Below are 21037 nucleotides of genomic sequence, written 5' to 3' on the forward strand. Positions count from 1 at the left end.
GCGGCGTCAGAAAGGTTCAGATATGACCAGGCCGATCAGGCGTCATGATAGAGATTGGTGCCGATACCGGCATAGGTAAAGCCGTGTTTGCGGATCTCGTCGCTGCGGTAGATATTGCGCAGATCGACAAGGATCGGAGAGCGCATCGACTGCTTCAGGCGGTTGAAATCGAGCGCCCGGAACTGGTTCCACTCGGTGACGATGACAATAGCATCGGCGCCGGCGGCGGCTTCGTAAGGGCCGTTCGCATATTCGATGTTGTCGATGACCTTGCGGGCATTCTCCATGCCTTCCGGATCGTAGCCGACGACCTGGGCGCCGTTGTCCTGCAGGGTCTGGATGATGGCGATCGCCGGGCTGTCGCGCATGTCGTCGGTGTTCGGCTTGAAGGTCAGACCGAGGATGGCGATCTTCTTGCCGCGAATGTCTCCGCCGACGGCCGAAATGACCTTGCGGCCCATTGCGCGCTTGCGGTTGTCGTTGATCGAGATCGTCGTCTCGATGAGACGGACCGGCGCATCGTAATCCTGCGCCGTCTTGGCAAGGGCAAGCGTGTCCTTGGGGAAGCACGAACCGCCGTAACCCGGGCCGGCATGCAGGAATTTGGAGCCGATACGGCCGTCGAGACCGATGCCGCGCGAAACGTCCTGGACGTTGGCGTCGACCCTTTCGCAGAGATCGGCGATCTCGTTGATGAAGGTGATCTTCATCGCCAGGAAGGCGTTGGCGGCATATTTGATGAGCTCGGAGGTGCGGCGGCTCGTGAAGACCAGGGGAGCCTGGTTCAGATAGAGCGGGCGATAGACCTCGGTCATGGTTTCCCGTGCGCGGTCGTCATTCAGTCCGACGACGATACGGTCGGGACGCTTGAAATCCTCGATCGCAGCGCCTTCGCGCAGGAACTCGGGATTGGAGACGACGGCGACATCGGCCGAAGGATTGGTTTCCCGCACGATGCGCTCGACCTCGTCCCCGGTGCCGACCGGAACCGTCGACTTGGTGACGATGACGGTGAAGCCTTCGACATAGGTGGCAATCTCGCGTGCAGCCGCGTAGACATAGGACAGGTCCGCATGGCCGTCGCCGCGCCGGGACGGCGTGCCGACCGCGATGAAGACGACGTCGGCGCCACGCACGCTTTCGCCCACGTCCGTGGAAAAGGACAGCCGGCCAGTGCTGGTATTTTCGGCGACGAGTTGATCGAGACCCGGCTCGTAGATCGGAATGCGGCCTTCGCGAAGGGCTTCGATCTTACTCAGATCCTTATCCACGCAGATGACGTCGTGGCCGAAATCCGCAAAGCAAACGCCTGAAACGAGGCCGACATAGCCTGATCCAATCATCGTGATGCGCATATTTCCCTCAAATCATTAGAGTAGAACGTCATGCTGCGTCGCAGCATGACGCTCGTCATACTGAATCTGGGCCAAAAGACAATATCGAAGATCGCTTGATACCCATATCGGAAGTCGTAGTCGGGGTGCCACTGCTCGTTGCCGGCGGCCCCATCGACAGCCAAAACATAGATTTGTGTGCGCGATATGACAAGCCGAGCCGTTCACCAGAGCCGGCTCGGCTTCAATCCCGCAGAGGGTGGATCGGTCTGTACACTGCGGAAAGCGCGCCCGCGAATTTACGGATTCGCTCGTCGCGCCTTAGCTTTTTCGGCTGTCGTTGTAGCTCCAGCTGTTACAGCCGGTACCAGACGTAGGGGTCGGTTCCCGACTGAATCTTGTCCCAGCGAAGATCGGTATCGCGCCAGTTCTTGATGCTGCTTTGCCTGTTGTCGAGCACCAGGTCGCCCTTGTCGGTTCTGACGACAAGGACTGCGTGGCCTTCACCGGAGGGTGTATAGGCCGTGGCGATGCGCAAAGCGCGCGACGACCAGCCCATTGCCATCAGCCGGCTGCGCTTGGTCAACGCGAAATCCTCGCAGTCGCCGCTGCGCACATTCACCTTCCAGACGTCGCCGTTCAATTCGCTGCGGGAGTCGTTCCGGCCGATTATCGTGCGGTTGACACTGCTGTTCACATTCTTCAGCTGCAGCATGTCCTTGTCCGTCAGCGCGAGAACCTCAGAACCGTTATTGTCGCGGCATTCGGCCGGATTCTGGGCGCAGAACAGCACTTGGGCGAAGGGCGGAATGATCTTGCCTTTTTCAGAGATATAGCTGACCGCCGAATTGTTGTTCAGGCCGCGAGCAAGACCTGCGGGGCCGGCGGCCAATGCCGAGCTAACATTGCCTGCCGCGAAGGTGAGTGCCAGAAGTGTAACAAATGTTTTCTTCATGTCGTAATCCCCGTTCAGGACAACCGATTGAGATCAGGCTTGCCTTTTTTCCCAGTCAATGGCATGGCGATTGAGTGATCTGCCAAGTATTGGCTGTAGAACGTCTGTCCCGTTCTTGCTGCTTTGACAGGAGCATAGCCGGGGCTTGTCTCGATTGGTTTAAACCTTTCGCGACAATTTTATACGATGTGGAATTCTGTTACGATTTAGCACGCAAGCGCTTGATATGCAACTTATGTTAGTGCGTGTAGATTAAACGCTTTGGTTGCATGACTTCGATTGCTGCCTGCCTTGGTAAACGAAATCGAATGTTATCCAGCTTCATCAACAGGCAGGTTTTACGAGAGGTTCTCCTCTTCGCCTTCATCGGCCTCGTTATACTGACACTTATTCCTTTTGGCAGCGTCACGCCCTTTCCCTTCGCCTTTGCTGCGATTGCGATGTTTGGCCTCGCCATTGTTTCCGCGCTGATCTTCGGGGAGCCGCGGCAGAGCAGATGGGTTTTCAGCAGCGCCTTGCTTGTGCTGGTCGTGGTGACGGGCTGGACCTTCGTGCAGACCATCGACATGCGCTCCGATTGGCTGACAAACCCCGCCTGGCGTGCTGCGCGTGAGCTGGCAGGCGTGCAATATGCTGCGATCTCGGTCGAGCCGGCCGACACGCTCGCTTCGATGCTCTGGGTCGCGCTGCCTTTCGTCACCTTCCTGACCGGCCTTCTTCTGTGCGATACCGACCAGCGTGCGAGAAAAGTGTTGAGCGCGCTTGGGCTTTCGGCCGGTGCGATTGCGGTTTTCAGTCTGCTGCAGTTTTCGATGTTTCCCAAAATCCTGATCGTCATCGAAAAACACGCCTACCTCGACAGCCTGACGGCTGTCTTCGTCAACCGCAACACTGCCGCGACCTTCCTTGGGCTCGGCACGCTGCTCATGCTGACCCTGATCAGGGATATTACCCGCGCGCTTGCGAAGTATCCGCCGGACGAACCGGGCCGGAACATGCTGCTCGTGAGATCCTGGATTTACATCCTGCTCCTATGCGCATGCTTCACCGCCTTGATGCTGAGCCGCTCGCGCGCCGGGATCTTCGCGACATTCGTTGCCGCTCTCATCTATTTTCCTTGGCTTGTCATCCACTGGAACGGCTCGACGCGTCATCTGACGGCGGCGCCGAGATGGCGCTCGATGCTGAAGCTTTTCTCGGCGATCGCTTTCGTCGTCGTGTTGCTGGCAGTATTTGCAGGCCAGGCGATCCTGCGTGCAAAGGAACGGCGGCTCGAAGACGACCAGCGGTTCTGCATGCTGCCGGGCATATGGCGTGCCATTTCGGATCACTGGCTGACAGGCACGGGCCTTGGAACCTTCCGCACCGTCTTTCCCGCCTATCGCGATCCGGCCTGCGGAATTCTCGGGGTTTTCGATCGCGCGCACAATTTCTACCTCGAAGGATTTCTGGGCCTCGGGATCGTGTTTCCCATCGCGGCCCTTGCTGTCTTCGGGGTGCTTGCCGTGGTGTTCCGGCGCGGGCTCACTCAGAGGCGGCGCCTGCGGCATTATGTTCTTCTGGGCGTCGCGGCGACGGTTCTGGTCGCCCTCCATGCGGCGGTTGATTTCTCGCTGCAGATACCGGGTTTCGCCGTATTTTTCGCCGCCTTCCTCAGCGCAATCGTCGCCATAAGTCTGGGCCGCAGCCAGCCGGAGACGGATCGGCAATATGCGTGATTGCTAAGTAACAAAAAGCTAAATGAATGGTTTTTATGAAGGTTTTTCGAAAACGGTAATTGTTGCAGTGCCGCAGTGTTGACTCTCAAATGCAAGAGATTTTATAGCGGGGGGAGCCTTCAGATTATTGCCGACGCCAGAAGAGTCGGATTGGGGCCGTTTTCGTTTGCTGGGGGTCCGGACGTTGCCGGGCTGCCACAGTTAGAGAAATGTTAATCGGCTTTCAGTGATGATGGATCGGGGATTGTCTTGTATTTTGGCAGATTGCGGGGCAGTAGCTTCAAGGGCGTTAACACGGGATATTCTATGAGTTGTTTTCCTGTAGCTAGTACACGCGTCGCCATTGTTGTTGCGCTAACCACTATATTGGCAAGCTGCACGTCCTTGCCAAGATCCGGTCCTGATCATAAAGACGTTGATCGAGATGCAGCGGTAAAGGTCACCACAGAGAAGCGGCGTGTCGGCATTGACTACGCTCTCGTCGACCTCAGCAAGAACGTTCTGCCGCATTTTACCTCCGTCCAGCCGACGTCCTTCAAGGGGTTCGGCGGCGGTCGTGGCGGGGCGCCCGAGATTCCGCTTGGTTACGGCGACGTCGTCCAGGTTGCCATCTTCGAAGCTCAGTCCGGCGGGTTGTTCATTCCCTCGGATGCCGGAAGCCGACCCGGCAATTACATTTCTCTGCCAGAGCAGACCATCGATAGAAACGGTACGATCACGATTCCCTACGCCGGTCGCGTTCCGGCCGCCGGTCGCCTGAAGGAGACCGTGGAGCAGGACGTCGAAGATCGGCTGGCAAGCCGCGCGATCGAGCCGCAGGTGGTTATTACGACGACGACCAACCGCTCCAGTCAGGTGGCCGTGCTCGGTGACGTCAACAATCCTCAGCGCATCACGATCAGCCCGGCCGGCGAGCGCATTCTCGATGTCATTTCCGCCGCCGGCGGTTTGACGACCAACAATATCGAAACGAACGTAACGCTGCAGCGTCGCGGCAAGACGGCAACCGTCGCCTACAACACGCTGTTGAAGAATCCAGCGGAGAATATCTATGTCGCGCCGAATGATACGGTCTCGGTCGATCATGAGCGCCGTACCTATCTTGCGCTCGGCGCCGCAGGCGTCAGCGGCCGTTTCGATTTCGAAGAATCCGACCTGACCCTCGGCGAGGCCATCGCCAAGGCGGGCGGCCTGCGTGATGACCGCGCGGATCCGGCTCAGGTCCTGCTCTATCGCCTTGTCCCGAAGAAGACGCTTGCGGCCATGCATGTCGACACGACGAAGTTTGCAGGCGACACGATTCCGGTGATTATCCGCGCCAACCTTCGCGATCCTGCCACCTTGTTCGCCGCCCAGCAGTTCAAGATGGAAGACAAGGATATTATCTATATTTCCAATTCGGACTCTGTTGAACTGGTCAAGTTCCTTGACATCGTAAACTCGGTATCGTCCACTGTGTCAGGTGTAACGGATGACGCCAACGATACCCGTAATGCGATACAGGATCTTGGCAATTGATTGAAATAGCCGGCGTTGGTCGCAAACGATCAACGCCGCGCGCTGTTTTCATTAGCGGTTTTGATGAAGGAAACCACTGACATGGCAAGGTTTGGTGTTTCTCGTAAGCTTGCATATGGCGGAATTGCTGTTGCGATGTTTGCCGGCATGAATTCAAGCGCCTTCGCGGCCGCTTGCTTGGGACCGGCTAATCTCACTCCTGTCGACGTTAGTGGATTTACGGCCAATCCTGCCGCTCTGCTCGATATGTCTGACCCGCTGGTTCTATCATCGCGTGTCCGTGCACTGGTCGGAAGCAGCAATGATGCGCTGGCGCCGGTGATCGAGCAGGCCAAGAAGGCCGATGCCGCGCAGATGGCGGCGATCGGCTCCGGTCTCGGCCGGGCGGCAAACAGCTGCCAGGTGAGCGATCCGCAGTTCAAGCTGGCGATCGAAAAGGCGGTCGCCGAGGCGGCGAGCGCCGATCCGAATCTCGCGCCGCTGCTTGCCGCCTTTGCAAAGGTCCTCGCCGAAGGCGGGACCGCGGCGCTCGGCCCGGGTGCGAGTGCAGCCGCTGCCGCAGCCGGTATCGGTAATGATGGGTCGATCGGCCGGACAGGCCCCGGCTCTGACGACGGCACGCCGTTTGATGGCGCAGAGACCACTGCCGGAACGCTGAAGGTTTCGAACGCCGACTCGTCTTCGACCACCACGACTATCGTCAGTACGAATGGGGGAGGCCAGTCGTCCACTGACACGACGGAGTCGACGAGCCAGAGTGTCCCGGTCACACAATAGCTGGAATTGCCTGTAGATCTTGGCGCTTGACGCCTTTGTTGGAGATCGAAATTGCTATCGCCAGATAAACTTACGCCGCGTATCGACCCCTCCCGCGATACCGGAAACGATGCTGATTTCATCGATTTCGACAAGCTCATCGCAATTGCCCGCCGTCAGTGGCGGGTTGTCGCGGCTTGTGCTTTTGCCTTCGCCATACTTGGCGTAGTCTATGTGCTGACATCGGTGCCGGTCTATACCGCCGACACGAGTGTGCTGATCGATCGCAGCGACAATCAGGTGATCAACCAACTTGCGGCTTTCGGCCAGCTGGACGACGACGAGGGCACTGTCCTCAGTCAAGTGGAGCTGTTGAAGTCCGACACGATCGCCTATGCCGTCGTCGATAAACTGAAGCTCGTCGACGATCCGGTGTTCAATGCGCAGCAGAATTCGCTGTTTTCGATCGCGACATTCAAATCTCTGTTGAATTTCAAATCGTGGTTTGCCGATGACGCCGTCGTCGCGCCCGATCCGGAAATGAAGCGGCGCAACGCTGCGCAAACCGTGGCTGGCAACATCGATGTCGAGCGCGTTGGACGTTCCTACGTCCTAGATGTCAGCTATACCTCGCAGTCACCCGATCTGGCCCGCGACATTGCGGCGGCCATTGCCGACGTTTACCTGGTCGATAAGCTCAATTCGAAATATGAGGCGACACGCCGGGCCGGCGAATGGCTGCAGCAGCGTATCGAGGAACTCCGTCAGCAGGCGCTGGACACCGACCTTGCCGTCCAGAAATTCCGCAGCGAGCATGGACTTGTCGAGGCGGGATCCGGCACGCTGCTCAGCGAGCAGCAGCTTTCCGAACTGAACACCCAGCTGATCAAAGCTCAGGCCGACACGGCACAGGCCGAAGCGAAGTACGCCCGCATCAAGTCGATCATCGACGCCAAGCAGACCGACGCGATCGTCACCGACGTGCTCGACAGCTCGATTTCCAACGACCTTCGCAAGAAATATCTGGAAGCGTCGAAGCTCGAGACGGAGATCGAGGCGCGGCTTGGTCCCGACCACGTCCAGGCGGTTCGTCTTCGCGCTGAAATGGCGGAATATCGCCGCCTCATGTTCGATGAACTGAACCGTATCGCCGAGAGCTATCAGAGCGAGCTGCAGGTCGCGAAATCCCGTGAAGTGTCCCTGCGCACGAGCGTCGATGAGGCGACGGGCATAGCCGCGAGTGCCGGTGAAACGCAGGTGCAGCTTCGCGAACTCGAGCGGACGCGTGATACCTATAAGAACCTCTATCAAAGCTTCCTGACGCGCTACCAGGAGGCAATTCAGCAGCAGAGCTTCCCGATCACCGCTGCGCGCATCATCACGAAAGCGGAGACCCCGACGAAACCCAGCGCTCCCAAGCGCAGCCTCGTCGTCGCCATCGCGATGTTCTTCGGATGTGCTTTCGGAAGCGGTATTGCTGCTTTCCGAGAATTCCGGGATCGGTTCTTCCGCACTGGCGATGATGTCAGAGAGGTACTCGATATCGAGTCTCTCGGTGTCATGCCGCTGGTCGAAAACAACGTGGATGATCCGACGCTGGTCGATCCGAATAACCCACGCAGCATCGCCAAGGGCGGTAAGACCACCGTCTATGTCGAGGAGCATCCGCTATCGGCATTCGCGGAATCGCTGCGAAGCGCTAAGATTGCCATCGATATCAGTGCGTCGGATCAGCGCTGCAAAGTCATCGGCGTCGTGTCGAGCCTGCCAGGCGAGGGCAAATCGACGACTGCAATCAATTTCGCCAAGCTTCTGGCGATGCAGGGTGCGCGCTGCCTGCTCATCGACGGCGATATGCGAAATCCTGGCGCAACTCGGGCGATCGGTCGCCATGCGGAAGCCGGGCTGCTCGAAGCGATTGTCGATAACCGTCCGCTGAAGGACTTGATCCTCCTCGATCCCAAAACGAAGCTCGCGTTCCTGCCGGCGGTTGCGCGTTATCGTGTTCCGCATTCCTCCGAACTGCTCGCCTCGCATGGGATGGAGCAGCTTCTGGAAGTTGCGCGCCAGAACTTCGATTATGTTGTCGTCGATCTACCGCCTCTGGCTCCCGTGGTGGATGCGCGCGCCATCAACTCGAAGCTCGATGCGATGGTATTCGTCATCGAGTGGGGGAAGACGTCGCGTAAGGTGGTGCAATCGACCCTGTTGTCCGAACCGGAAATCTACACCAAGTGCGTCGGTGCGATTCTGACTAAGGTTGACCCGTCGCAGATGAAACTTTACCGGACGTTCGGCTCCAGCGAATATTACTATAAGCGCTATTCTCGGTACTATACCGAAAGCTGATGTTTCGCCGTCAGTCCTTCTCGGTCTCGAGAATCGCTTTTCTTGCCGTCGCCGTCGTTTTTTCGATGCTGGCTGCCCGAGAGCTATACGCCTCGATCAGGGCGGCCAGCATCTCGATCATTGCGGAAAGAATTGAGCGCGGCCAAGTCGTATCGAATGATGTCGCAGCAAGATATGCCTCGCAGATCGCCGGCATGACTGGCGGAAGCTATTGTCGATCCGACATTGTCGCAGCTGGTGCGACGCTCGTTTTGTCGCAGCTTGACCGGCAGAATGCCAATGTAAATTACGAGGCTTGGGCTGCTGCTGCTGCGGAAGCCCGCGATTATCTGCGCTATGCCGTTTCCTGCATGCCGACGAACAGCAATTTTTGGCTTCGCCTTGCAGCCATACAGTCGACGATTGCAGAGGAGTCGCATTCGATAGCCGGTATGATGGAGCGGTCAGTTGCTCTCGCGCCCTACGACCAGTCGATGGTTCTGACGCGGTTCTATTTTTGGAACGAATTTACCGAGGCAACGCTTTCGGCTTCAAAACGCGAGCTCGATAGGGATCTCGTGACAATGCTGAAACTTGGAGATCGCTGCTCGGTCAATGCGGCCATGAAAGCGATCAGCCCGCAGCTTCGTCCGATTTTCGATCAAACCTGGACGAGCGTAGGTGTCGGAGCAACGGCACGGTTCCGACAGCGGTGCAGCCGGTGATCGCTAAGCGCCTCGCGATCTTTCAGATGCGCTCCCTACGCTTTAGCTCTTTGTTTTTACGCATGTTGTTGCCGCAAACCGCTGCACACTTTTACGCGACATGCTGTAGAGGCTTCCATGAAAGCGATCTGGAGTAGTTAAGCCACGCACCAGGCCTTGGTGATTGCAAGGTTTTGCAAGGGTGAGCTGGAATTCCTCACGAAATCCCCGCTTATAAAAGCAGTGCCCGCCACGTGAGTGGCGGGCACTGTCCCTTGACGGGCTCTTGATGATCAGACCTCTGCGCCTGCGCCCGTGATGTTGAGCGTTAGAATGCCGGCATCCGTGTGGCCTTCGCCATCGGAGATCTTGTAGTATTCGACGGTTTCCTTGACCTGCTCGCCCGGAGCGAGGTCCGACGTCAGCTCGTAGGTGAACTCGCCATTCGCCTGGACGTGGAAGGTGCCGTAGGTGCCGGCGATGTCGGTCACGGCGCCATTGGCGCCCGCAACGGCCGTGCCGTCGAACTGACGGAGGAAGAGGTGACCGTTGTCGCCGGGGATGTCGTTGTCGAGAACGTTGCCGCCGATCGGGCTGCCTTCGGTGAAGCTGTAGGAATCGTCGACTGCGATCGGCTTGACCTGGCTTACGCCCTGGATGTTCAGGGTGAAGAGGCCGACGTCGGTGTGGCCAGCGCCGTCGGAAATCTTGTAAGAGACCTTCTCCTGGAGAATTTCGCCATTGGTGAAGCCCACCTTGGCAGCATCGCTCAGAACATAGGTGTAACTACCGTCAGGCTTGACGAAGAACGTGCCGTAATCGCCCTGGATTTCGGTGATCTGGCTGTTGCCCTGCTTGGCTCCGACGCTCTGCTGGTCGAAGAAACGAAGGAACAGATTGCCGTCGGATGTGTCATTCGCAAGCAGATTTCCAGAAATTACATCAGTTTCCAGAAATGTTGCTGTATCGTCTGTTGCGTGAATAGCCATTGTTCTCTCTCCGTGAATTGTTATTCGCTGGTCAATACTGGCACAGGCGAGCTGGCCGATTAAGGATGTGTTAATACATGGAGTCAAGAACATAATTAACACGGAGTGAACATTTCTGGGTATGTATTGTAATAATCACGCACCCTAAATATGTATAGGATGGTCAAGCGCCTGAATATTATAGCGTTAGTAAAAATTGGTGGCGCAAGGGTTTAGGCAGAAAACGATATTTATTCGGATGAAACATTTTTTTATTTATGTGACATTTATGCGAATAGGAATGTTCTCTTTTGGGGTGAGCCGGATATCCATCTAACCACTTTGGGTTATTGAGGTCGGGCGAGCCCCGCATATAACCGTCCGTCGTGGACTGATATCCCCCAAACGATCGTCCCCCTCTCCGACAGTGATAAAATATAGGGTAAACGCTTCCTCTTTCGGCAACCAGCGCTAGTAGAAGATCGAAAGATTCTCAGTTTAGTATGCGTGTTCTTCTTCAGATTTAATTGCTGCACCGCGAAATATGCCGCTTTCGTCAATTATTATGCTGACGACTGAAGAATTACGGCCAGATGCAATGCATTTTAGTGTTTCATTTTAGCAGGTAGAGAGAGGTCCGCGGTTAGAAGCTTTTCCATAACTCTGGGGAGCGCCGCATGACCGTCTACTATGTAAACTCAGCAATAGGTTCCAACTCCAACAGCGGAACCAGCGAGAGTTCACCTTTTGCGACATTATCAGCTGTCGAATCCCTGAGGCTGAAGCCGGGCGACAGCGTTCTGCTTGCGGCCGGAAGCGTGTTCAACGAGCAATTCGACTTGAAATACTCCGGCACTGTCGCCGCTCCGATCACGATTGGCAGTTACGGAGTCGGCGAGGCGCCGGTTATTCACAGCGGCAATGACGGCATTCACGGATCAAAGGCATCCAACATCGTCGTCGAGAATATCAAGATCGCTGATACCGGCGGTGCGGCGATTTATGCAGGGAACGTCTCGAATTGGACCGTGCGCAACGTCGAGGTAGAAAATACCGGTCTTGCCGGCAAGCCGGGTTCGGTCAACTTCCAGAGCAGCCAGAATATTACCATCGAGAACAGCAAGATCGTCGGCGTAAATGGTGACGGCATCTGGATGGAGAAAGTCAACGGCGTTACCATTGCCAACAATGTGGTCCTCAACAGCCAGGGTGCAGCGGCTGACGCCATCCAATTGAACGACAGCAGCAACATCCTGATCAAGGACAACCACCTGGAGCAGACGGAGACCAACAGCGCGAAGGGGGTCCTGGTGCTGGTTCGAGCTGTAAATGCCCTGGTCGAGGACAACACCGTGGTCGGCGGCGGGTTCGGCATCGGTGCCAACGCAGGCACGAATATCGCCATCCACGACAATGACATCTCGGGATATGGCGGTTACAACTGGTCTTTCGGCATCGGCCTTGGAGACCAAGGCAATGCAACGAATTATGACATCAGCGGGAATTATATTCATGATGGCGCCTGGGGCGTCTCGATCAGCGCCGCGGGTTACCCAAACTATGTCCGTACGGATATCAACGTCCACAACAACGTCTTTGACGACCTGTCCTCGTCGGCTTTGAAGGTCGACAGGCCGGCAACAGGCTCCTTCTATGACAATATCATCGACAGCGATATACCGACGCTGACGATGCCTACGGCAATTGCCGTCCAGAACACTTTCTCGATAGGCGAGAACAAGACGCTCGAACAGGCGCAAGCCGAAATCGACGCTTCGACTGGCAGTGAGCCTACCCCTGTAACGCCGACCGAGCCTGTCGAAGTGCCGGCGCCCACGCCTGAAGTCCAGACACCGATCGTATCCGCTGGCGTCGTTCAAAAGATTCTCGCCGTCCATGACAGCCTGAAGATCTCGACCGACACGGGCGGCGCCTATCATGGCAATCTTCTCGACAATGACAGTGCGGCCAATGGAACGGTTCTGCTTCGCCGCTTCGGCGACAGTGCGGTGGAGAAGAACGGCCTGACGCTGACCGGGAAATACGGCGTCATCCACATCGAGAAGGATGGCGACTATACCTACACGGTCGATGAAGCGAAAATCGCTGGCCTCAGCGGCAAAGTCAATGAGTCCTTCCAGTATAAGATCTCCGATGGCGCTTCGCACATCGATACGGATAGCCTGAGTGTGTTCATCAACGTGGATTCGTTCCATAGCAGCCAGGCTTCGCACCTGCTGGTGTGACCGCCCGTGCCACGCGGATGCCTTATTCTCGACGCTCCATGACCGGGCAGCCGCCCGGTTGCGGAGGGGAAAAGCGGAGGACGGATCTCGGGGCGAAATGTTCCGCCGATCACAGGCGGAAAACTATAGATTGAAACTATAGTTAACATCCCAGTAAATATCGAGTCTCTGCACGTGATGCGTTCATATGTCTGAGCCGTTATTGGGCGATTTTGCGATTTTCACTTGCTTGCGCTGGTCTGTTTAGCGTAGCGTTAAGCTTGAGCCCCCCTGAAATCGCTCGTTATAAATTTGTATTTTTGGTCACTTTTCAGTGGGATTCATATAATAAGCTATCGGCTGCAATCGGAAGTTCGGCGCCGGCGTCGGACTTCTAAAGCAGGTGTGTCAATGTTCGGGCCTGATGAACCCGTAGCTGCAATGTGTGCAGGCCTATTTGCTTGCGTGCGATGTGGTAGGAGAGGATTAATTGGTGTTTCAGAATTCAGCAGCTGATATCAGCGAGCCATCCAAAGCCTTGCGCAAATGCAAGGGGGGCCTTGTCTTCATCGGAATAGCAAGTGCGCTCGTCAACATCCTTTATCTCACAAGTTCCTTTTTTATGCTTGAGGTCTATGATCGGGTCATCCCGAGTAAAAGCATACCCACGCTTGCGGCCTTGGCTATACTTGCGTTAACTCTTTACGCCTTTCAGGGGGCGTTCGAAGTTCTTCGCAGCAGGATGCTCGTTCGCGTGGCAGGTGCGCTCGACGAGATGATGAACGGGCGGGTGTTCCGCGCGTTGATCAAGGCGCCGATGAAGGTCAAGATCGGCGGGGACGGACTTCAGCCGCTGCGCGACTTCGATCAGATCAGAACCTTCCTGTCCGGCATGGGCCCGACCGCGATGTTCGATCTGCCGTGGCTGCCTTTCTATATCGTGATCTGCTTCCTGTTCCATCCGGCGATCGGCTACATCGCGATCGGCGGCGCGCTCATTCTCGCCATCCTGACGTTCCTGACCAACCAGGGAACGCGGACGCTTTCGAAAAAACAGTCCGAAGCCGCCAATATGCGCAATGCCTTCGCGCAGACCTCGATCCGCAACTCGGAGGTCATCCACGCGATGGGCATGGCTGGCACCATGGGTGAAATCTGGAACCGCAAGAACGACGAATACCGGACCATCAACCGGCAGGCATCGGATGTCGGCAACGGCTATGCGACGCTCTCGAAGATTTTCCGTATCGCGCTGCAGTCCGCAACGCTGGCAACCGGCGCCATCCTGGTCATTCAAGGCCAGGCATCCTCGGGCATCATCATTGCCGGTTCTATCCTGACCTCCCGCGCTCTGGCGCCCGTGGAAGCGGCGATCGGCAATTGGCGCGGCTTCGTGTCCGCGCAGCAGAGCTGGGCACGGCTGTCGAACCTTCTGAAAACCATCCCCGAGGTTGCGGCCCCGCTTGCGCTTGCAGCGCCTTCCAAGCAGGTCACGGTCGAGGGACTGGCGAGCGGACCCCCGGCAGGCCAGCGTCTCGTCATCTCTGATGTCAGCTTCGGCCTGAGGGCAGGGAGCGCACTCGGGATCATCGGTTACAGCGCTTCGGGCAAATCGTCTTTGGCGCGGGCAATGATGGGCGTTTGGCCGACCGTCAGAGGATCCATCCGTCTCGATGGCGCTGCACTCGATCAGTGGGACGGCGATGCGCTCGGCCGCCATATCGGTTATCTCCCGCAGGATGTGGAGCTTTTCTCCGGCACGGTCGCGCAGAATATCTGCCGCTTCGCCAAGGATATGTCGCCGGAGGCAGTCGTTGCCGCGGCGCGGGCGGCGCGGGTCCACGATCTCATTCTGCGTCTGCCGAACGGTTACGAAACCGAAATCGGCGAAGGCGGGGCAGCGCTTTCGGCTGGCCAGAGACAGCGCGTCGCACTTGCGAGAGCGCTTTACGGCGACCCCTTCCTCGTCGTTCTCGACGAACCGAACTCCAATCTCGATGAAGAAGGCGAACGGGCGCTGAGTGCCGCGATCATGAGCGTGCGTGCACGCGGCGGCATCGTCGTCGTCATCGCGCATCGCTCCGGCGTTCTGGCCGTGTGCGACTTCGTGCTGATGATGCAGGAAGGCCGGATGATCGCTTTCGGCCCGAAGGAAGAAGTACTGGCGCGGGTCAGCCGGCCGGAACCGGCGCGTACGCCGATTGCCGACCGCGTCGCGCAGCTTAAGGTCGTCGTTGACGGCATGAACGCGGCCGAATAGGCCGGAGGGACTATCGTGAATAAGCTTATCAGTGAATCGAAACGCTCCCTCAATCGCCATGTGGCGGTTGTCGGCGCCCTGTCCATTGCTCTCGTGTGCGGCATCGGCGGCTGGGCGGCAACGACAGAGCTTTCGAGCGCCGTCATCGGCGAAGGCGTGGTCGTCGTCGACGGCGACGTCAAGAAGGTCCAGCATCTGACCGGCGGTATCGTCTCGGAACTGCTCGTTGCCGAGAATGATCATGTGTCGGCCGGACAGGTTCTAATACGGCTCGATGGGACGAAGACGAAGGCGGAGCTTTCGATCGTCGAGAGCACGCTCGCCCAGCTCTATGCGCGCCGTGCGCGGCTGAAAGCGGAGCGGATCGGCGCCGAGTCTTTCCAGGTTCAGGAAAACATCAGCGATCTGACATCCAGCACCACCGCACGGGATCTGCTCGACGGCGAGACGAAACTGTTCGACAGCCGCAGATCGGCGCTGATCGGCATGAAGAGCCAGCTGGCATCACGCAAGGATCAGTTGGCCGAGCAGATCAAAGGCTTGGTCGTTCAGATCAACGCGACGAATGACTCGCTTGCCCTGATCGAGCAGGAACTTGAAGGCATCGACGTCCTCTACAAGAAGGGGCTGGTCACGCTGCAGCGTTTGAACACCCTGAAGCGAGCGCGCGCCGACCTGCAGGGCAATAGCGGCCAGGAAATCGCCGCAAAGGCGGAGGCCGAGGGCAAGGCGATCGAGATCGATCGCCAATCGATCCAGCTCGATGAGGATCGCCGTTCGGAGATCGCGAAAGACCTCACCGACGTCGAGGCGCAGATCGCCGAATATGAAGAGCGGCGCGGAACCGCCCTCGACCAGCTTCGCCGTCTCGACATTACCGCCCCGCTCAGCGGGCGCGTTCACGAGCTTGCAATTCACACGATCAACGGCGTCATCAATCCTGGCGAGACGCTGATGCTCGTCGTTCCCGAGAACGAGGATCTGACCGTCCAGGCGAAAGTCGCCACCCGCGACATCGACCAGGTTCATGTCGGCCAGTCCGTCGATGTGCGCTTCAGTGCTTTCGATCAGCGCACGACGCCGGATGTTCAGGGCGAGATCACGTCCATCGCGCCCGATATCGTCAAGGATGAGCGGACCGGCATCAGCTATTATCCTCTCCGGGTGAAGCCGAGGGCGGACAGCATTGCGAAGCTGAAGTCGATAAAGCTCTATCCCGGCATGCCGGCCGAAGTCTTCATCAAGATCGCCGACCGGACCGTGATTTCCTATCTCACGAAGCCGCTGACCGATCAGATGCAGCATGTGTTCCGCGAGGAGTGATCGGCAGCCGTGTCGGGCTGCGTAAGCGAGCCAACGGCACGGCAGCACAGTGTGCATCCTGACGGATGCGAGCTTCTTCTCGCGTTGAAGAGGCGCGGCCATCTCCATGATATTGTCTCAAGCCTGCTGTAAGCGGGCTTGGTCAGGGATGCGCGGCACGTCCTTGCTGGTCGCGTGACGTATCGTTTCCGCCGGGATATGGTCTCTCCATGATAGGTTTGCGGTTCAGGCGTGCGGCGCCATCTGAGAGACGGCGGGTCCATGGACTGGTTCTTTTTTTGGCGTGCGTCATGGCGCTCTCGATCTTCAACAGCGCTTTTGCGGAAAACCTTCCGCCATTGAAGATCGTCGCTTTCGGAACATCCTTGACGGCTCGCGGCGGCTGGCAGCCTGCTCTTCAGGCGGAGCTTGCAGCCTGCCTGGACAGGCCGGTGGAAGTCGACAGTGTGGCGAAAAGCGGCGAGACGACGCTTTGGGCTCTGACCCAGATCGACCGCGTCGTTGCCGAGCAGCCGGATATCGTCCTGATCGAGCTTTATGCCAACGACGCGACGCTGCATCGGCTCGTGTCGCTTGCGCAAAGCCGAAAAAATATCGGCGACATCCTCGACAAGCTTCGGCAACGCCTGCCGCAAGCGCGGATTATCGTGATGGCCATGAACCCGTTTTCAGGCATGCGCGGTCTGATCCGGCCCTTTGTCGGAAGCTACATCTCGGCGCATCGGGCGGAGGCGGAAAAACGCGGCCTGGAGTTTGTCGACCACCGGCCGAACTGGGAGCGCCTGACGCCGGATGATCTGGCTGCTGCTATTCCCGATGGCGCTCATCCCCTGCCTGGCATGGCTGCCAAAATCATCGTGCCGGAACTGGTCGAAAAGATTGCCGGGCGCAATTGCGGGGAATGACATCTCTCTGCCTTGCCGGCAGCGTCTGCGGCGGCTTCCGGCTCAGACTTCGGCGAGATAGCCCTTGAGGTAGCTGACCAGCGAAGCCCTGCCAGCTTCCGACGGGTCCTCGTGGGAGGGGCTGTCCAGGTCCTGAAGGAGGTAGTTTTTGAGTTCTTCCTCGGTATGCGCGACATAAATGCCCGGCCGGCCTTCGAGCTGGCTGACCGTGGCAAGCTGATGATCGTTTCGATGCTCGCCGAGGGATGCCTGTCGGGGAATGAGAATGATGGGCTTGCCGAAGCGCTTTGCCGTGAGGACGGTTCCGATCCCCGCATGGGAGACGATGACCGTTGCGTCGCGAAAGACCTTATCGAAGTCCTGAGGCTCGATATTCTTGATCCATTTCATGTTCTGCGGCGTGTAAGTGCCCTTGCCGATCTGTGCCAGCACGGGTTTGGTCAAGTCCTTCGCGAAGCTATCGACAGCCTTGATGAGGCGATCGAAGGGCAGCTGCGTTCCGACGGTAACGAGGATCAAAGGACGGCTCCTGCGTAATGGGGGCCATCCGGCCGCGACAGATGTTGCCACTGCGTGAGCCACAGCGTGGCGATATGGCCGGCCAGTTTGCCCGAGAGTGAGAGCTTTTCGACATTGGCGACGCTATCGATCCAGATCGTCCGCTTGCCCGTGAGTTTGCCGGCCAGCAGGCAGAAAAGCCCCGGTGCGGCGCCGGTCGAGATGATGACGTCGGGCCGGTGTTTGACGACGATCGCGAAGGCGCTGAAAAAGCAGCGGATCGACATGGTGATCGAGTCGCGGCTGCAATCGGGAAGCACCAGTCCGTCGCGAATGTCGTATTTGGCAAGCAGTCCCGGGATGGTCGTTGCAAAGACGATATCGCAGCCTTCGAATGCACCGCGCATGGCCATGAGCTGTTCCCAATGGCCGCCTCCCGAGGAAGCCGCGAGAACTTTCAATTTCTTCTCATCCATGGACAGGCATCCCCCATGTTGGACTGACGATAAGAGCGTACGACCGTTCCACCGAAACCGTGGCTCCATCGTGGCAGTTCAATGGAATTCTACTATTACTGACCGAAACTCGAAACTTGAGGATCATGTGGAAACTCGCGATTCGAAACAATGTTTCATCTGACGATATTTACCGAAAGCCTGCGTTTGGCGAACTTTTCTATCCGCAGCAGAAGAAAAGCCGCAATGAATACTAATGGGCGGCATTGGGCTTATATTCCTGGTATGCATGTCCGAGGATCCCGTTGACCATGCCGGCGCCGCGCAGAAGATGGGTGAGGGCGCGCATGCCCCAATAGGGCGAAATCAGGATTGCCGGCAGCATGGCTACCCCGAGCATCACGCGCGTGGCGCCATAGGCCGCGCGATAAATCCGGCGCTTGAGGTTGCCATGCAGGACCTCGCTGACCGCGAAGGTATTGCCGAGCCGGTATTGCCTCCGCAACACCCATTTCCAGGTCATCCGGCTCGCAGGAACGATATCATAGACCAGCGCCTTGTCGGCCCAGAAAACCTTCATGCCGCGGCGGACGGCCTGATTGAAAAAGAGGTAATCGGTCCCGCCGGTGTAGCGCATCTTCTCTTCGAAACGCAGGTTCCATGAGCGGATCAGCGGATAATCGAACATGACGTTGTTGGAAGCGGCATAATAAATGCGCTGACCGTCGCTGTTCTTCTTGCGCTCGAAGACCCTCGCCTTGATGAAATATTCCGGCGGATTTTCGGGATAGACCGGCTGCACTGGGCCGTAGACGCAATCGGCGCGGTTCTTTTCGCGCGTCTCCAGCATCGCATCCAGCCAGCCATCGACCGGCCACTCATCATCATCGAGAAAGCAGAAGAGGTCGGTACCATCAGGCGCCGAATCCATCGCGCGGTTACGCGCAAAGGGTATGCCCTGGTTCTGTTCGACGACGTAGATCAGGTCGTAGGCGCCGGTTTGCCCGAAGCTCTCGACCGTGGCCCTTGCGCTGCCGGCCGCGTCATTGTCGACGATCACCATGGTGAGATGGTAGGGGCGGGCAGGATCCTTGATCTGGCGTGTCATCACGTCGAGCAGCTTGGCGATCCCGTCGAGACGCCGGTAGGTCAGCACGCCGACGGCAATGTTCAAGGGCACCGCGCCTGCCTGAGCGGCGCCGGCGGAGGACTGCTGAGAAGCATCCTGCTGGTTCATGACTGGCCTCTCCGCAGCATATTTCCGAGACGCTTGCGCGCCGCCATCCAGGCGACTTCGGTCGCCGCATTCTCGCCGAACGGGCCGCCGGCAACCGTATCGCGCGCTTCGCTGTGAAGCTTCAGCAGCGATGTGGTCTGGGCAATGCCGCCGGCCACCAGGCTCTTGCCGAGCGCCTGCAGGCCGTCATAGCGGCGCGCCAGTTCCAGCCCGGTTGCGATCATGATCCGCGGGCGCAGCGTCTTTGCTCTGTTCGTGCCGGTGTAGCGGTTCGATGCATGAATGCGCTGAAAGGTCAGCGGCGTTTCGACGATCGCGCCGAGGCCGAGATAGGCGGCGGCAAATTTGATGTAGTTGTCGCTGAGTACGACATCCCTCGCGACGGACATCGGCAGGATCTGGGCCAGCAGGTCGCGGCGGAAGCTCAGGCCCGATGTCGGCACGGGCAGCGAGGGAAAGCCGCCTTTGCGCAATGTTTGCCGCTTGTCGAACAGCGTTACCTGCAGCTCCGGCGAAGGCTGATCGCCTTCATTGGTCGTTACGCGGTCGAAGCACCAGTCGATCTCGTTGCGGTCGTAGATCTCGGCGATGCGCTCGAGCTTGCCGGGCAGAAACGTGTCGTCGGCATCGAGGAGAAAGAGAATATCGCCGCTTGCGGCCGCAAAGCCCGCATTGAAGCTCGAGGCCTGGCCGCCGTTCTCCTTCAACACCGACCGGATCCTGTCGCCGTAGGACGCGAGGATCTTCCGGGAATCATCCGTCGAGCCATCGTCGACGACGATCACCTCGAAGTCGGGATAGGTCTGCGACAGAACGCTGTCGATGCATGGGCGCAGGAACTGCCCATAGTTGAAATTGTTGATCAACACCGAGAGTTTCAATGCGCAGCCTCCCGTGTCAATTGACCAGGATGACCTACAGCCGGCGCGTATCGGCGAAGTCCAGCGCGGTAGCCACGCATATAGTAGTACTTCCAGATCGCCCAGAACCGCTTCTTCGATCTCGGCAGCGGATAAAGAAGCGCTGCGCGAACTGCCCAATTGGCGCTCTCAATCCAAGTCCTTAACGGAACTCCTCCAATTCTTACGCCTTTCGGAATATCCTCAGCAAAAAGCGCCGGCATTCCATAGCCTAGACGTTCTCCACGTTTCTGGACCCAAGCTTCGGTAACGCTCGAGGCCGGAATCCAATGATGAACAATGGCCTCGGCGCACCGATACGTTTTCACGCCGCTTCGGGACAATCGGCTCACGATTTCTGTATCCTCTCCCATTGCAAAAAGACCGCCTGGGAGAGGCCCGATGTCCTCACGAAATCGGATATTGCTACCAAGCAATTCGCGACGTATCGTGGTGTTCGGCCCCCAGATTTTTGTCGGGTCGCAAGGGCCGCTGGATTCTTGGTCGGCTATGGCGAAGGTTGATCCCATCGGAATCCAGTCCAAGAGCGGATTCCCTTGCGGATAATGCTCCCAGTTCGGAAGAATGCGTCCGCCGATGACGCCAAAATCCGGGTTGGTCTCTGCGCAGGCGGCAATCGCGCTCAGCCAGTTCACATCTGCTTCGACGTCATCATCTGTGAAAACGATCAGCGCTCCTCGAGCTACTGCCAGAGCTGCGTTCATAGCTCCCGATTTTCCTGGGCGGTCATGATTGACGACAAGCATTGGGAGCTTCTTCGTGTATTGATCGAGAAGCTGCCGTGTTTCATCTTTGCTGTTGTTATCGACGGCAATCAGTTCCCACTGCTCGAATGGCAGGTTTTGTACGAGCATGGAATCCAACATCTGTTGAAGCCGTCTGCCAGCACCGTTAAAGGACGAAAAGATGACGCTAATTCTTGGATCGGCCATC

17 protein-coding genes are annotated in these 21037 nt (G+C 57.8%); 9 read left to right on the top strand and 8 right to left on the bottom strand.

Annotated elements, in window-relative coordinates:
- Window positions 1–35: 35 nt before the first annotated feature.
- Both ATY77_RS09090 and ATY77_RS09095 read right to left on the bottom strand, forming a co-directional pair.
- Window positions 36–1355 carry a UDP-glucose/GDP-mannose dehydrogenase family protein gene (locus ATY77_RS09090; RefSeq protein ID WP_088672893.1) on the bottom strand — a complete coding sequence of 440 codons (1320 nt, stop codon included), beginning with the start codon at window positions 1353–1355 and terminating at the stop codon, window positions 36–38.
- 334 nt (window positions 1356–1689) lie between these two features.
- The gene (locus ATY77_RS09095) at window positions 1690–2289 is read right to left on the bottom strand and encodes a transglutaminase-like cysteine peptidase (protein WP_088672894.1); all 600 of its coding nucleotides are present in this window, start codon (window positions 2287–2289) and stop codon (window positions 1690–1692) included.
- A gap of 308 nt (window positions 2290–2597) precedes the next feature.
- Here ATY77_RS09095 and ATY77_RS09100 point away from each other — a divergent pair, with 308 nt between their 5' ends.
- From ATY77_RS09100 to ATY77_RS09120, 5 genes are all read left to right on the top strand, one after another.
- Window positions 2598–4007, top strand: coding sequence for an O-antigen ligase family protein (locus ATY77_RS09100; RefSeq protein WP_088687049.1), 1410 nt, complete (start codon window positions 2598–2600; stop codon window positions 4005–4007).
- 306 nt (window positions 4008–4313) lie between these two features.
- Window positions 4314–5525 carry a polysaccharide biosynthesis/export family protein gene (locus tag ATY77_RS09105; RefSeq protein WP_190233595.1) on the top strand — a complete coding sequence of 404 codons (1212 nt, stop codon included), beginning with the start codon at window positions 4314–4316 and terminating at the stop codon, window positions 5523–5525.
- Between the two features lie 81 nt (window positions 5526–5606).
- Window positions 5607–6302, top strand: coding sequence for a sugar transporter (locus ATY77_RS09110; protein WP_088687050.1), 696 nt, complete (start codon window positions 5607–5609; stop codon window positions 6300–6302).
- Between the two features lie 51 nt (window positions 6303–6353).
- Window positions 6354–8630, top strand: a complete 2277-nt coding sequence (locus ATY77_RS09115; RefSeq protein WP_088672898.1) for a polysaccharide biosynthesis tyrosine autokinase — start codon at window positions 6354–6356, stop codon at window positions 8628–8630.
- Entirely contained in the window at window positions 8630–9334 is a 705-nt protein-coding gene (locus ATY77_RS09120; RefSeq protein WP_088687051.1) for a hypothetical protein, read from the top strand. Before ATY77_RS09115 ends, ATY77_RS09120 begins: the two co-directional genes overlap by 1 nt.
- 272 nt (window positions 9335–9606) lie before the next feature.
- On the opposite strand, the gene ATY77_RS09125 is transcribed toward ATY77_RS09120, so the two are convergent.
- Window positions 9607–10320 carry an Ig-like domain-containing protein gene (locus tag ATY77_RS09125; protein WP_280950736.1) on the bottom strand — a complete coding sequence of 238 codons (714 nt, stop codon included), beginning with the start codon at window positions 10318–10320 and terminating at the stop codon, window positions 9607–9609.
- 638 nt (window positions 10321–10958) lie between these two features.
- Between ATY77_RS09125 and ATY77_RS09130 the strand changes: the two genes are divergently transcribed.
- The 4 genes from ATY77_RS09130 to ATY77_RS09145 all read left to right on the top strand — a co-directional run bounded on the left by ATY77_RS09130 (window position 10959) and on the right by ATY77_RS09145 (window position 16994).
- The gene (locus ATY77_RS09130) at window positions 10959–12527 is read left to right on the top strand and encodes a right-handed parallel beta-helix repeat-containing protein (RefSeq protein ID WP_088687053.1); all 1569 of its coding nucleotides are present in this window, start codon (window positions 10959–10961) and stop codon (window positions 12525–12527) included.
- 472 nt (window positions 12528–12999) lie between these two features.
- Window positions 13000–14766 (top strand): type I secretion system permease/ATPase, encoded by a 1767-nt coding sequence (locus ATY77_RS09135; RefSeq protein WP_088687108.1) that lies wholly within the window; start codon window positions 13000–13002, stop codon window positions 14764–14766.
- Between the two features lie 15 nt (window positions 14767–14781).
- Complete coding sequence (locus tag ATY77_RS09140) at window positions 14782–16089, top strand: HlyD family type I secretion periplasmic adaptor subunit (protein WP_088687054.1); 1308 nt, start codon at window positions 14782–14784, stop codon at window positions 16087–16089.
- Between the two features lie 209 nt (window positions 16090–16298).
- On the top strand, window positions 16299–16994 hold the full coding sequence (locus tag ATY77_RS09145) for an SGNH/GDSL hydrolase family protein (RefSeq protein ID WP_088687055.1): 696 nt from the start codon (window positions 16299–16301) through the stop codon (window positions 16992–16994).
- Window positions 16995–17036: 42 nt separating this feature from the next.
- Here the strand turns inward: ATY77_RS09145 and ATY77_RS09150 are convergent, their stop codons facing one another.
- From ATY77_RS09150 to ATY77_RS09170, 5 genes are all read right to left on the bottom strand, one after another.
- Window positions 17037–17513, bottom strand: a complete 477-nt coding sequence (locus ATY77_RS09150) for a glycosyltransferase (protein WP_088687056.1) — start codon at window positions 17511–17513, stop codon at window positions 17037–17039.
- On the bottom strand, window positions 17510–17968 hold the full coding sequence (locus ATY77_RS09155) for a glucuronosyltransferase (protein WP_088687057.1): 459 nt from the start codon (window positions 17966–17968) through the stop codon (window positions 17510–17512). Before ATY77_RS09155 ends, ATY77_RS09150 begins: the two co-directional genes overlap by 4 nt.
- Window positions 17969–18200: 232 nt before the next feature.
- Window positions 18201–19184 carry a glycosyltransferase family 2 protein gene (locus ATY77_RS09160; RefSeq protein ID WP_088687058.1) on the bottom strand — a complete coding sequence of 328 codons (984 nt, stop codon included), beginning with the start codon at window positions 19182–19184 and terminating at the stop codon, window positions 18201–18203.
- On the bottom strand, window positions 19181–20065 hold the full coding sequence (locus ATY77_RS09165) for a glycosyltransferase family 2 protein (protein ID WP_088687059.1): 885 nt from the start codon (window positions 20063–20065) through the stop codon (window positions 19181–19183). The genes ATY77_RS09160 and ATY77_RS09165 overlap by 4 nt, the downstream gene beginning before the upstream one ends.
- Window positions 20062–21036: a glycosyltransferase family 2 protein gene (locus ATY77_RS09170; RefSeq protein ID WP_190237603.1), complete on the bottom strand. Its 975-nt coding sequence runs from the start codon at window positions 21034–21036 to the stop codon at window positions 20062–20064. Before ATY77_RS09170 ends, ATY77_RS09165 begins: the two co-directional genes overlap by 4 nt.
- Between the last annotated feature and the right edge of the window lies 1 nt (window position 21037).

Origin of the sequence: Rhizobium sp. R634, from assembly GCF_002211305.1 — a bacterium.
GTDB lineage: Bacteria > Pseudomonadota > Alphaproteobacteria > Rhizobiales > Rhizobiaceae > Rhizobium.